Below are 12,059 nucleotides of genomic sequence, written 5' to 3'. Positions count from 1 at the left end.
GACGTCGTGGACCGTCGGGGGACTCGCGGGCCCGTGACGGGGCCCAGCCGTGCGGGGTGGTACTACGAGAGCGGGAGCTCGCAGCGCAGGGTCCACACCGAGCCGTCGGCGACGGCCTCGACCGTGCCGCTGCGCTGGCTCGCACGCGTCCGCATGTTCTGCAGGCCCATCCCGGACGACTCCTCCGCCGGCGCCCCGGTCGCCGCGATCCCGTTCCGGACGAGCAGGTGGACCGCCCGGCGACTCTGCCGGATGCTGATGCGCACCGTCTGGGCACGGTCCCCGTGCTTGACCACGTTCGTCGCCGCCTCCTGGAGGATCCGGCCGAGCGCGAGGTCCACCTCGCCGGGCAGGCCGGCCAGCACGGTCGGGTCGTACTCGACGGCGGTCCTGAAGCCGATGCCCTCGAGGTTCTGCCGGATGGACGCGAGCGTCGTCGCGAGCTTGAGGTCGACCGCGGTCTCGCCGTTCCCGGCCTCCTCCTCCTCGTCGCCCTGGAGGACGTCGAGCATCCACCGCAGCTCGGTGAGGGCCTGGCGGGTCGACCCGGCGATGACCTTGAGGGACTTGTCCCGCTGGTCGGAGTCCTGCGCCATCGAGACGACGTTGGCGTGCATCGAGGCCATCGTGATGTGGTGCGCGACGATGTCGTGGAGCTCGCGGGCGATCCGGTTCCGCTCGCCGCGCAGCGAGCGCTCCTGCTCCTCCTCGAAGCCGGAGATGCGCAACGCGGCCGCGCGGTTGCGCTCGGCGAGCGCTGCGTACGTCACCCCGATCACCGCCGAGACGAGGAGGAGGCCGACGGGGACGAAGATCCGCTCGCGTATGTCCTCGTGAAGCACGGCGCTGCCGATGACCCAGATGAAGCAGAAGGCGACGTAGCTGGTCGCGAAGAGCCTGCTCGCCCTGCCGATGACGACACCGCTGATCACAAGCCCGACGATGCCGATACCCGTGCCGAGGTCGGAGAACATGCTGACAGCCATCGTCCCGGCGAGGATCGCCGCGCCGATCGAGACACGGAAGGCGACGACCACCAGTGCGGCGTGCGCCATGAGGACGAGCGCGACACCCGTGCCGTCCGCCGCGCCGTCCGCCTCTCCGTCGCTGATCCCAACCAAGAGATCCGACGCGGCGGAGAAGATGGTGGCGCCGACGATGACCACTCGCACCCAGGGTGCGAGCGGTGCGCTCTGCCAGAAGTTTCGCAGCGCCCGTTGTGCGGGCTCGAGGGCCCGCCGTGCGGGTTCAACAAGCGGGCGCCGGTCCACCTCCCGAAGATACCGCGCCCCGCCGCGCGTCCGGCGCGTCAGCAGCGGTTGAAGAAGAAGCAGTTGAAGTCGCGGATGAAGCCCTGCGTGCTCACGTCACCGGAGGTGTCGACCGTCCGGGTGACCGTGGTGGGGGCCTGGACGGCCTCCGCACGCTCGATGGTGAGCGTTGCCGCGGTCGGTCCCGCGGCGAGCGCCGCGGCGATGCTGATGGAAGCCAGTACTCGCATGATGTCCAACCTTCTTGTAGGGCGACGGCCGACCGACCGTCGACATGTGTCGTTCATCCGCATACTTCCCGAATCGGCAAAGTTATGCAAGTCCCCCCGCGTGCCGGGTCAAGGCGACGACGCCAGGGCCCTGACTACCTACACTCTTCATTATGGAGCAGATTCGCGTCCTCATAGTCGATGATCACCCCTTGATGTCCGAGGCTCTCGCCGTCTTCGTCAACAACGCCGAAGGGATAGCGTGCGCGGGCGTGGCACCGAACGGCCAGCTCGGCATCGAGATGACGCGGACGCACCGCCCCGACGTCGTCCTCATGGACCTGCAGATGCCCGTCATGGGAGGGGTCGAGGCGATGGAGATCCTCACGCGGGAGCAGCCGACGACGAAGATCATCGCGATGACGACGTTCAGCGACCAGGAGCACGTCGTCGCCGCCCTGCGCGCGGGTGCGAGCGGCTACCTCGTCAAGGACATGGACCCCGCGGACATCGTCGAGGGGATCCGTCGCGTCTACGCCGGCGAGGCCGCCCTCGCGCCGGCCATCTCGCTCGCGCTCGTGCGCAGCGTGCGGGAGGGCTCCGGCGCGCACATGGACGAGGCCGCCCTCGCGATGTTCACGGCACGCGAGCGCGAGGTGCTCCAGCTGCTCGGCCGAGGACTGAGCAACGCGGAGATCGCCAACCGGATCCACTTCTCCGAGGCGTCCGTCAAGGCGAACATGACCCAGATCATGAACAAGCTCGGGGTGCGCGACCGCGTGCAGACGGTCATCAAGGCCTCCCAGCTCGGCCTCATCGACCTCGCGCTCGACGCCTAGGCCGGCCCGGCACCCGGCCCTCGCCGTCCCCGCAGGACGACGACGCCCGGCGGGGCGCACCTGGTGTCAGGCGCTCCCCGCCGGGCGCGGTGGTCTCGTCTCAGCGCTCGCTGAGGTCGACGTAGCTGCGCTCGCCCTCGCCGGTGTAGATCTGGCGCGGGCGGCCGATCTTCGTCGTCGGGTCCGCGATCATCTCGCGGTACTGGGCGATCCAGCCGGGCAGGCGGCCCATGGCGAACAGCGGCGTGAACATCTGCCGCGGGAAGCCCATGGCCTTGTAGATGAGGCCGGTGTAGAAGTCGACGTTGGGGTAGAGCTTGCGCTCGATGAAGTACTCGTCGTTGAGGGCGATCTCCTCGAGGCCCATGGCGATCTCGAGCAGCTCGTCGGACTTGCCGAGCTTGGTGAGCACCTCGTGCGCGGCGTCCTTGACGATCGCGGCGCGCGGGTCGTAGTTCTTGTAGACCCGGTGCCCGAAGCCCATGAGCCGGACGCCGTCCTCCTTGTTCTTCACGCGGCGCATGTACTCGGAGGCGTCGCCCCCGCCGGCCTGGATGTCCGCGAGCATGTCGAGGACGGCCTCGTTGGCGCCGCCGTGGAGCGGGCCGGAGAGGGCGCCGACGCCCGCCGCGATCGAGGAGTAGATGTTCGCCTGGCTCGAACCCACCATGCGCACGGTCGACGTCGAGCAGTTCTGCTCGTGGTCGGCGTGGAGGATGAGCAGCATGTCGAGCGCCTTGACGATCGTCGGGTCGACGTCGTCGTGCTGGTACGGCAGCGCGAACGTCATGCGCAGGAAGTCCTCGATGTAGGACTTCGAGCTGTCCGGGTACAGCAGCGGCAGGCCGTTGGCGCGCTTGGCGATGTAGGCGATCATCGTCGGCACCTTGGCCATGAGCAGGACGGTCGAGAGCTCCCGCTGGTAGGGGTCCTTCGGGTCGAGCGTGTGCTGGTAGTACGTCGCCAGCGCCGAGATGCCGGACTGGAGGACGGCCATCGGGTGCCCGTTGCGCGGGAAGGCGGTGAAGAAGGCCTTGAAGTCCTCGTGGAGCAGCGTGTGGCGCTTGATGCGGCGCGTGACGGCCTCGAGCTCGTCGCTGCTCGGGAGCTCCCCGTAGATGAGGAGGTAGGCCGTCTCGAGGAAGCTGGAGCCCTTGGCGAGCTGGTCGATCGGGTACCCGCGGTAGCGCAGGATGCCCTGGTCACCGTCGATGTACGTGATCGCCGACGTCGTCGCCGCGGTGTTCATGAAGCCGGAGTCGAGCGTGACGAGGCCGGTCTCCTTGAGGAGGTTGGAGATGACGACGCCGTCATTCCCCTCACGCGCCTGGACGCGCTCGAACTCGAGCCTCTTGTCGTCGACCTCGAACGTCGCCGGGGCAAGCGTGGAATCGGACATGGAGGCCCTCCTCGGGTCTGGTGCTCCCGGGACGGGCCCGGTGACCGCCGCACCGTCGGGGCGTGGTCCCCCGTTGGTCCGCACGGACGTGATTCGTACGTTTTCTCTCAGAAGGGTATGCCATCGGCCACGGCCCGCACGACGCCTCGACGGGCCGGCTACCGGCCTGGACGAAGGTCGGCGGACCACGTCGGCCGCCGCCGGCCGTACCGAGGCTCTCCCGCGTGCACGCGAGGGCGGGCGGGCGGGGGCGCGACGCTCAGACCCGGAGCGGCCCCGCCGCCAGCCGCGCCGCCGCCGCCTCGATCCGCTCGTCGCTCGCCGTGAGGGCGATGCGCACGTGGTGGGCGCCGAGCGGGCCGTAGAACTCACCCGGGGCGACGAGGATCCCCCGCTCGGCCAACGCGGCGGCGATCGCCCGGCACGGAGCGCCGGGCTGGTCCCGCAGGCTCGCCCAGAGGTAGAGGCCGGCCTCGCTCTCCGGAGCGACCTCGAGACCGGCGACCTCGCAGGCGGCCCGGAGGACCTGCCGGCGGGACCGGTAACGCTCCCGCTGCTCGGCGACGTGCGCGTCGTCGGTGAGGGCGGCGGTCAGCGCTGCCTGCACCGGGCCCGGCATGATCATGCCCGCGTGCTTGCGCACGGCGAGCAGGCGCTCGATGAGGGCCGGGTCCCCCGCGGCGAACGCGGCCCGGTAGCCCGCGAGGTTGGACTGCTTGCTGACGGAGTACAGGGCGAGCAGGCCCTCGTGGCTGCCGCCGTTGACGCGCTCGTCGAGGATGCTCGGGACTCCCTCGCTCGCCCACGGCTCTTCCCAGGCGAGCTCGGCGTAGCACTCGTCGCTCGCGACGACGGCGCCCCGGGCGCGTGCCCACGCGACGACCTTGGCGAGGTGCTCGACGCCGAGGACCCGCCCCGTGGGGTTCGAGGGCGAGTTGAGCCAGACGAGCCGCACGGGCCCCGGCCCGACCGCGGTCGTCGCGTCCGCGGGGAACGGCTCGGCACCGGCGAGGCGGGCCCCGACGTCGTACGTGGGGTAGGCGACGCGGGGGTGGACGACGACGTCGCCGACGCCCAGCCCCAGGAGGGCTGGCAGGAGGGCGACGAGCTCCTTGGACCCGATCGTCGGCAGGACGGCGTCCGGCGTGAGGCCGTGCACGCCGCGGCGGCGCGCGAACCACGCGACGATCGCCTCGCGCAGCGCCGGCGTCCCCTGGGTCGTCGGGTAGCCCGGGGAGTCCGCCGCGGCGACGAGCGCGTCGCGCACGACGTCAGGCGTCGGGTCGACGGGCGTGCCGACCGAGAGGTCGACGATCCCACCGGGGTGCTCGTTCGCGCGGGTGCGGACCGCTGCCAGGCTGTCCCACGGGAACGCGGGCAGCGCCTCACCGAGGAGCGGCACGGGCGGTCAGGCCTGCGGGGGAAGAGCGGCGATCATCGGGTCGTCCTTGTCGATGAGCCCCATCTTGGCGGCGCCACCGGGGGACCCGAGGTCGGCGAAGAACTCGACGTTGGCGCGGTAGTAGTCCGACCACACCGTGGGGGTGTCGTCCTCGTAGTAGATGGCCTCGACGGGGCAGACCGGCTCGCAGGCGCCGCAGTCGACGCACTCGTCCGGGTGGATGTACAGCGCGCGCTTGCCCTCGTAGATGCAGTCGACCGGGCACTCGTCGACACAGGCCTTGTCCTTGACGTCGACACAGGGCTGGGCGATGACGTAGGTCACGAAGTTTCCTCCCTCTGCGCCGTCGTCCGGCGCCGTGGTGCGATGCTTGTCTAGTATCCCCCACACCCCGCGCGGCACCCACTCGGTCTCGCCGGAAGGCGAGAGGCGGTTCGACGGCGTGACGCTCCCGTGGACGCGATGGGCGCTCGGTACCCGTGTGGTCGTGCGGTACCGGCTCCCCGACGGCGGCCTGAGCGACGCGCTCGGGGAGGTCCTCGAGACGGCCGTCGACGGGGTCCTCATCGCCACCAGGCGCGGACCCGTGCGCGTCCGTGCCGCGGACATGGTCACCGGGAAGACGGTGCCCCCGCCACCCGCACCGAGGCCCGGACCGCCGGACGGCACGGCGCGCGGCTGAGGCCGGACGGGACCGCGACCGGCTGAGGCGGACCGACTCAGCCGGGGGCGGGGCCGCAGACGACGCGGTCCCAGGGGATGTAGCGCGTGGTCCACTCGTTCTCGTCCACGACCGTCCCCTCGCGCAGCACGGTCCGGTTCACCCGGACGGTGAAGCCGGGCTCCGGGGAGTTGTTCGGCACGCAGTTCTCGCTCGTGTTGTACACGGTCGAGGGCTCGGTGAAGTCGAACCGCTCGCTCGTGGTCGAGCGGACCTCGAAGTACGGGGTCCCCCACAGCCGCACGTGGACCTGGTTGTCCGCGACCCACGCCTGGACGAGCGCGCCGTACTCGGAGGTGTTGCGCCACACCATGTCCACCGACGGCGTGTAGATCGTCGCCTCGCGCCCCTCGGGGTAACGGGGGTAGTGGTGGGAGTGCGGCTGGTGGGCGACGATCTCCATGCCGGCGAAGTACGCCGCGTTGAACGTCGTCGCGGAGATCTGGGAGAGGCCGCCGCCCATGCCGGTCGTCTCGAGGCCGTCGACGACCACCCCGGAGGCACCGAAGCCGCGCTCGGCCGTGATCGGCCCGAGGGCCTCGATGAGGGAGAACGTCTCCCCTGGCCTGACGAGCGTGTTGTTGATCTTCTCGGTGCCGGTGACGAGGTTCTGCGTGCGCGCCGGGTCGTGGAAGAGCGGCGTCGAGAAGGAGGAGATGACCTCGCGCACGCCGAGCGCCTCGGCGTCGGCGGTGGTGAACTCCGGCTCGGTCTCGACGAGGGTGACGACGGCGGTGCGGTCGGTCGTCGACGTGGCGGCGGCGCGCACGGCGGCGACGAGCGCCTCGGAGTCGAAGCCGAGGCCCGTGGCGGACGGGATGACCGTGGGGACGCCGTCCGTGAGGACGATGCGAGCATCCTGGCCGGCGTTGTCGAGCTCGGGGTCGCGCTCGGTGAGGAGGGCGACGAGGGCATCGCCGTCGATCTGCAGGTCGAGGCTCTCGCCGTCGGCAACGATCGCGGCGACGCTCGTGAGGTCCTCCGGGGAGAGCTCGACGAGGCGCTCGTCGATCTGGACGGAGACCGGGGCACCCGTGAGCGGCCCGGCGAGCTCGGCCATGGCGGCCGCGACGGCGTCGGCACCGACGACGGGCGGCACCTCCGTGCCGGGGAGCTCGATGGGGTGCGGGCCCGTGAGCCACTCGGCGGCGACGACGTCCGCGGCCGCCTCCACGTCGAGCGACGTGCCCGGTACCGGGTCGGTGGCGACCGCGGTTCCGGCGGTGAGCTCGACGGCACCCTCGACGGGCGCCGTGCTGACGGCGTCGTCCACCCGTGTGAGCGCGGCGCTCAGCGCGTCGGCGTCGACGGTCGTGACCGGGTCCTCCTCGCCGCCGCCGAAGACGTGCCGGACGAGGTCGCGCGGGTCGAAGGACAGTCCGGTGAGGTCGCTGACCGTGGCGTCGACGTCGAGGGCGAGGCCGGCCGCGGCCGGGTCGAGGGTCGTCTCGTTCTCGCCGAGGACGACCGCCACCGGCGCCGCGGCGGCGGGCGCGAGGGACTCCGTGAGCCGGTCGCGCGCGTCCGGCTCGCTCAGGCCGCCGATGTCGACGCCGGCGACGCTCGCGCCGCGCGGGACGCGGTCACCGAGGTACCACGCGGCGGCGGCGTAGCCGGCGAGGAGGACGAGCAGGAGGACGAGCGTGATCACCCACCGGCGCCTGCCCCGAGCGGGCCCGGGATCGTCGTCGAAGTCGGCGAGCGGCGAGCTCGTAGCCGACGACGCGTGCGGTCCCATGACGTCTCTTCTCTCGTGCTGGCGCTCCGAACGAACGACCTATGCTAACGGGGCGGGGTGGTGCGCCCGCGCCGGATCAGCGTCCCGGCAGCGGGCGGATGCGTCCGAGGTGGTGGACGAGCGCGCCGGTCCCCGTCCCGCCGAGGTCCGCGGCGAGGACGTGGCCGACGACGACGTCGTGGTCCCCCGCCGTCTTGACCCACGCCGTCCGGCACTCCAGCCAGCCCTGCGCGGGCGCGAGGAGCGCGGCCCCGCTCCGCGGCCCGCGGGTGTGGTCGATGCCGATGAGCTGACCGGCGGCCGGGCGCCCGGGGCTCGCGAGCCGCTCCGCGGCCACCTGGGCGCTTGCGTCGAGGATGCTGACCGCCCACGTGTCGACCTCGTCGAGGGCGTCACGCATGCGGGCGTCCGTGTGGACGCAGAAGAGCACCATCGGCGGGCGCAGGGACACCGAGGCGACGGCGGTGGCCGTCATCGCGAGGTCGGTGGCGCCGTGCCGCAGCGACACGACGGTGACTCCGCCGGCGAGGCGCTGCATCGTCGTCCGGAAGCGTTCGACGAGATCCTCGGCGTCCTGTGCGGCGAGGTCAGCCACGAGCCACCTCGTCGGCGCCGCGGCGCGCGGGACGCCGGACGGCCGCGAACCAGCGCCGCGGGAGCACGGCGGCCACGACGCACACCAGCGGGGCGCCGAAGAGCCACACGTAGCTGAGCGCCTCCCCGGTGACGAGCACGTCGCCGCCGGGCCGCACGAACGTCATCGCCTGCGTGACGACGACGACGGCCAGCGTCATGACGAGCAGGCCGCCGGCCCCGGCGAGCGCGCGGGCGGCCGTCGCGGCGGCGAGCACGCCCGCGAGCGCGAGGACCATCCCGGTCGGGCGCCCCGCCTGCTCCCACCGGTGCACGACGGTGCCGAGCACGGCGACGACGACGCCGAGAAGCGCTGCGACGGGCGTCGTGTAAGGCAACGGGCCGTTCACGCTGCTCGGGCGTGTCCGGGTGCGAGTGATCCTCCGTGGTCCGGGGTCGTCACGGCGCTCGCCGCCGTGCACGACGTCGTCGAAGGCGGGCACACGCCCCGCCCCCTCCACCCGGTCCTCATCACGCAGCTCTGCCGGCTCGCGCACCCCCACCCCCTCGTGATCATGCAGAGATGCCGGGTCCGCCGCCCCTGCCATCGCCGCCCATGCCGTCGGGACCGGGCCGTACCCGGGCGCGAGGCGGAGGTACGCCCGGGACAGGAGCGGCTGGACCATGCCGTTGGCGAGCGCGAACCGGCCGGCGAGGGGACCCACGCGTTCGACGAGGGCGACGGACTGGACCTGGCTGCGGTGCGCCCGCATCGCCTGCACGAGCTCTGGCACCACGGCACGGGCGTCGAGGACCGCGTCGATGTCGGAGGCCGGGACGAGGAGCGACGGCAGCGCGGCACCGGGGGCGAGGAGCGCCTCCGGCAGCGTGAGCGGTGCGCCGTCGGCGCCGGGCGGGGGCCCCACGCGGCGTGCGCGGGCGCACAGCTCCTCGGCGGCGGCGCGCATGTCCGGCTCGGACTGCGCCACCCAGGCGAGGGCGGGCACGGTCCAGGGGTCCAGCCCGGCGAGGGGGTCGTCGGCGGGACCGGTACCGGGCGCGGCGGAGGCGGAGGCGGAGGCGGTGCCGCCGGGCGCAGCCGCCAGCTCGAGTGCCCTCATGGTGACGCGGTGCGCCTGGACGTGATCGGGGTGGCCGTAGCCGCCGCCGGGCTCCTCGGTGAGCACCGTCGTCGGGCGCAGGTGGCGGATGACGACGGCGAGGAGGGTCGCCGCGACGTCGACGTCGAGGCGGCTGAACGCCTCGGGGCCGGAGTCGGGAGCAGGGCCGGCGATCCCGGGCGCGGTCCACGTCATCCCCGAGTCGAGGAAGCGGGCGGGTCGGGCGCGCTCGAGGGCCGGCACCTGGTCGAGGTAGAGGTGACGTTCGACGCCGAGCGCGGCGAGCGCCTCGCTCAGCTCCCCCTCGCGCTGGGCTGCGAGCCCCGCGCCGTCGTCGCGCAGGTGGGCGAGGTCCTCCGGGATGACCTGCCCGCGCTCGCCGCGCGTGCACGTGACGACGGAGACGTCGTGCCCCGCGCGGGCGGCCAGGGCGAGGAGGGCACCGGCGCCCAGCGTCTCGTCGTCGGGATGGGCGAAGACGCCGAGCAGCCGCTCGCCGTCCTGCGTTCGTGTGTCGGTCACGTCTCTATTGTGCTGCCCGCGGCGGGGCACCCGGTCGCCCCGCCCCGGTACGACGGCGGAGAGGCCGACACGGAGAAGGGAAGGAGGGGGGGGGGGGGGGGTGGGGCCCCCGTTCCCCCCCCCCCCGGGCCAAGGTCCCGACCCCGCCCCCGGGAAGGGACGGCGCGGCGTGGCCGGTGGGGTCAGGCGCCCCGGCGTGACTTGGCGAAGGCCCGCGCGCGGTCCGTCTGGTCGAGGACGACCTTGCGGATGCGGATGGACTCCGGCGTCACCTCGACGCACTCGTCGTCGTTGGCGAACTCGAGCGACTCCTCGAGCGTGAGCTTGCGCGGCGGCACGAGGTTCTCGAAGGTGTCCGACGACGCAGCTCGCATGTTGGTCAGCTTCTTCTCCTTGGTGATGTTGACGTCCATGTCGTCGTTGCGGGAGTTCTCCCCGACGACCTGGCCCTCGTACACCTCCGAGGTGGGCTCGACGAAGAACGAGCCACGCTCCTGCAGGTTGATCATCGCGAACGGCGTGACGGCGCCGGAGCGGTCGGCGACGAGCGAGCCGTTCGTGCGCAGCTCGATCGGCCCGAGCCACGGCTCGTAGCCCTCGGCGATCGAGGACGCGATACCGGTGCCGCGCGTGTCCGTGAGGAAGCGGGTGCGGAAGCCGATGAGGCCACGCGCCGGGACGACGAACTCCATGCGGACCCAGCCGGTGCCGTGGTTCGCCATCGTCTCCATGCGGCCCTTGCGGGCGGCGAGGAGCTGGGTGACGTTGCCGAGGTACTCCTCGGGGACGTCGATGGTCATGCGCTCCATGGGCTCGCACGTCTTGCCGTCGATCTCGCGGGTGACCACCTGCGGCTTGCCGACGGTGAGCTCGAAGCCCTCGCGGCGCATCTGCTCGACGAGGATCGCCAGCGCCAGCTCGCCACGGCCCTGGACCTCCCACGCGTCAGGACGCTGGGTCGGGAGGATCTTGAGGGAGACGTTGCCGATGAGCTCGCGGTCGAGGCGGTCCTTGACCTGGCGCGCCGTGACCTTGGCGCCCTTGACCCGCCCGGCGAGCGGGGAGGTGTTGATGCCGATGGTCATGGAGATGGCCGGGTCGTCGACCGTGATGAGCGGCAGCGGGCGGGGGTCGTCGAGGTCGACGAGGGACTCACCGATCGTGATGTCCGCGATGCCGGCGACGGCGACGATCTCGCCGGCGTCCGCACGGTCCGTGGAGACCCGCGTGAGGGCCTCGGTGCGGAGGAGCTCGGAGATCCGCACGGGGCGGATCGTCCCGTCACGGCGGGCCCAGCCGACGGACTGGCCCTTGTGGATCGAACCGTTGTGCACCCGCAGGAGGGCGAGGCGGCCGAGGAACGGCGAGGCGTCGAGGTTCGTCACGTGCGCCTGGAGGGGAGCGCCGTCCTCGTACGTCGGCGCGGGGATCGTCTCGAGGATCGTCGCGAAGAGCGGCTCGAGGGTCTCGCTGTCCGGCAGGTCGCCGTCGCCGGGCTGCTCGAGTGAGGCGCGGCCAGCCTTGGCGGAGGCGTAGACGACCGGCACGTTGAGGACGGCGTCGAGGTCGAGGTCGGGGACCTCGTCCGAGAGGTCGCTCGCCAGGCCGAGGAGGAGGTCGGTGGCCTCGGCGACGACCTCGGTGATCCGCGAGTCGGGGCGGTCCACCTTGTTGACGACGAGGATGACGGGGAGCTTGGCCGCGAGCGCCTTGCGCAGGACGAAGCGCGTCTGCGGCAGGGGGCCCTCGCTGGCGTCGACGAGGAGGACGACGCCGTCGACCATCGACAGCCCACGCTCCACCTCGCCACCGAAGTCGGCGTGACCGGGGGTGTCGATGACGTTGATCGTCACACCGTCGGGCGCGCCGGCGCCCGCCGCGGCGGGGCCGACGTACCGCACCGCGGTGTTCTTCGCGAGGATCGTGATGCCCTTCTCGCGCTCGAGGTCACCGGAGTCCATCGCCCGCTCGTCGACATGCTGGTGGTCGCCGAACGCTCCCGACTGCCAGAGCATGGCGTCGACGAGGGTCGTCTTGCCGTGGTCGACGTGGGCGACGATGGCGACATTGCGCAGGTCAGAGCGCACAGGCATACGCGGAACTCGATTCAGGCAGGTGAGGGCCGGGCCGTTCCGGCGAGATGCCGGGCCCGACGGCGCGAAAGAGACTCCGGCGCCAGCGGACCACCCTACTCTCCTGAGCCCGATCGTGTCAGCGACGTGCGTCACAGGGCACACCGACGCCGGCCGGCCGGCGCTGGCCGG

General features: G+C 72.3%; 11 protein-coding genes. 2 read left to right on the top strand and 9 right to left on the bottom strand.

The genetic code is table 11. From position 1 onward, the window contains the following. Nucleotides 1–62: 62 nt before the first annotated feature. Entirely contained in the window at nucleotides 63–1,166 is a 1,104-nt protein-coding gene (locus V2J63_RS07825; protein WP_331230453.1) for a sensor histidine kinase, read from the bottom strand. Nucleotides 1,167–1,309: 143 nt separating this feature from the next. Next, a complete protein-coding gene (locus tag V2J63_RS07820; protein ID WP_331230452.1) occupies nucleotides 1,310–1,501 on the bottom strand; it encodes a hypothetical protein in 192 nt (63 codons plus the stop codon). Nucleotides 1,502–1,653: 152 nt separating this feature from the next. On the opposite strand from V2J63_RS07820, the gene V2J63_RS07815 reads away from it, so the two are divergent. Further along, nucleotides 1,654–2,319 (top strand): response regulator transcription factor, encoded by a 666-nt coding sequence (locus tag V2J63_RS07815; protein ID WP_331230451.1) that lies wholly within the window; start codon nucleotides 1,654–1,656, stop codon nucleotides 2,317–2,319. A gap of 100 nt (nucleotides 2,320–2,419) precedes the next feature. On the opposite strand, the gene V2J63_RS07810 is transcribed toward V2J63_RS07815, so the two are convergent. The 3 genes from V2J63_RS07810 to fdxA form a co-directional block, all read right to left on the bottom strand. After that, nucleotides 2,420–3,718, bottom strand: a complete 1,299-nt coding sequence (locus V2J63_RS07810) for a citrate synthase (protein ID WP_331230450.1) — start codon at nucleotides 3,716–3,718, stop codon at nucleotides 2,420–2,422. 259 nt (nucleotides 3,719–3,977) lie between these two features. Further along, a complete protein-coding gene (gene dapC / locus V2J63_RS07805; protein WP_331230449.1) occupies nucleotides 3,978–5,120 on the bottom strand; it encodes a succinyldiaminopimelate transaminase in 1,143 nt (380 codons plus the stop codon). A gap of 6 nt (nucleotides 5,121–5,126) precedes the next feature. After that, complete coding sequence (gene fdxA / locus V2J63_RS07800; protein WP_331230448.1) at nucleotides 5,127–5,444, bottom strand: ferredoxin; 318 nt, start codon at nucleotides 5,442–5,444, stop codon at nucleotides 5,127–5,129. 37 nt (nucleotides 5,445–5,481) lie between these two features. On the opposite strand from fdxA, the gene V2J63_RS07795 reads away from it, so the two are divergent. Beyond that, nucleotides 5,482–5,802 (top strand): putative acetyltransferase, encoded by a 321-nt coding sequence (locus V2J63_RS07795; protein ID WP_491062225.1) that lies wholly within the window; start codon nucleotides 5,482–5,484, stop codon nucleotides 5,800–5,802. Between the two features lie 37 nt (nucleotides 5,803–5,839). Here the strand turns inward: V2J63_RS07795 and V2J63_RS07790 are convergent, their stop codons facing one another. From V2J63_RS07790 to typA, 4 genes are all read right to left on the bottom strand, one after another. Continuing rightward, nucleotides 5,840–7,492, bottom strand: coding sequence for a VanW family protein (locus tag V2J63_RS07790; protein WP_331230446.1), 1,653 nt, complete (start codon nucleotides 7,490–7,492; stop codon nucleotides 5,840–5,842). 163 nt (nucleotides 7,493–7,655) lie between these two features. Next, on the bottom strand, nucleotides 7,656–8,174 hold the full coding sequence (locus V2J63_RS07785; RefSeq protein WP_331230445.1) for a flavin reductase family protein: 519 nt from the start codon (nucleotides 8,172–8,174) through the stop codon (nucleotides 7,656–7,658). Beyond that, a complete protein-coding gene (locus V2J63_RS07780; RefSeq protein ID WP_331230444.1) occupies nucleotides 8,167–9,795 on the bottom strand; it encodes a PIG-L family deacetylase in 1,629 nt (542 codons plus the stop codon). Before V2J63_RS07780 ends, V2J63_RS07785 begins: the two co-directional genes overlap by 8 nt. Before the next feature lie 182 nt (nucleotides 9,796–9,977). Continuing rightward, nucleotides 9,978–11,888: a translational GTPase TypA gene (gene typA, locus V2J63_RS07775; RefSeq protein WP_331230443.1), complete on the bottom strand. Its 1,911-nt coding sequence runs from the start codon at nucleotides 11,886–11,888 to the stop codon at nucleotides 9,978–9,980. Between the last annotated feature and the right edge of the window lie 171 nt (nucleotides 11,889–12,059).

The organism is Georgenia wangjunii (assembly GCF_036421975.1).
Classification (GTDB): domain Bacteria; phylum Actinomycetota; class Actinomycetes; order Actinomycetales; family Actinomycetaceae; genus Georgenia_A; species Georgenia_A wangjunii.
Note: the sequence above shows the minus strand (reverse complement) of the source record. Positions and strands in the feature narration are given on the sequence as shown.

What these genes read in the sequence shown, in the direction of transcription:
- typA (WP_331230443.1), bottom strand. Translation starts at nt 11,888, where the DNA reads ATGCCTGTGCGCTCTGACCTGCGCAATGTCGCCATCGTCGCCCACGTC.
- V2J63_RS07815 (WP_331230451.1), top strand. Translation starts at nt 1,654, where the DNA reads ATGGAGCAGATTCGCGTCCTCATAGTCGATGATCACCCCTTGATGTCC.
- V2J63_RS07820 (WP_331230452.1), bottom strand. Translation starts at nt 1,501, where the DNA reads ATGCGAGTACTGGCTTCCATCAGCATCGCCGCGGCGCTCGCCGCGGGA.
- V2J63_RS07810 (WP_331230450.1), bottom strand. Translation starts at nt 3,718, where the DNA reads ATGTCCGATTCCACGCTTGCCCCGGCGACGTTCGAGGTCGACGACAAG.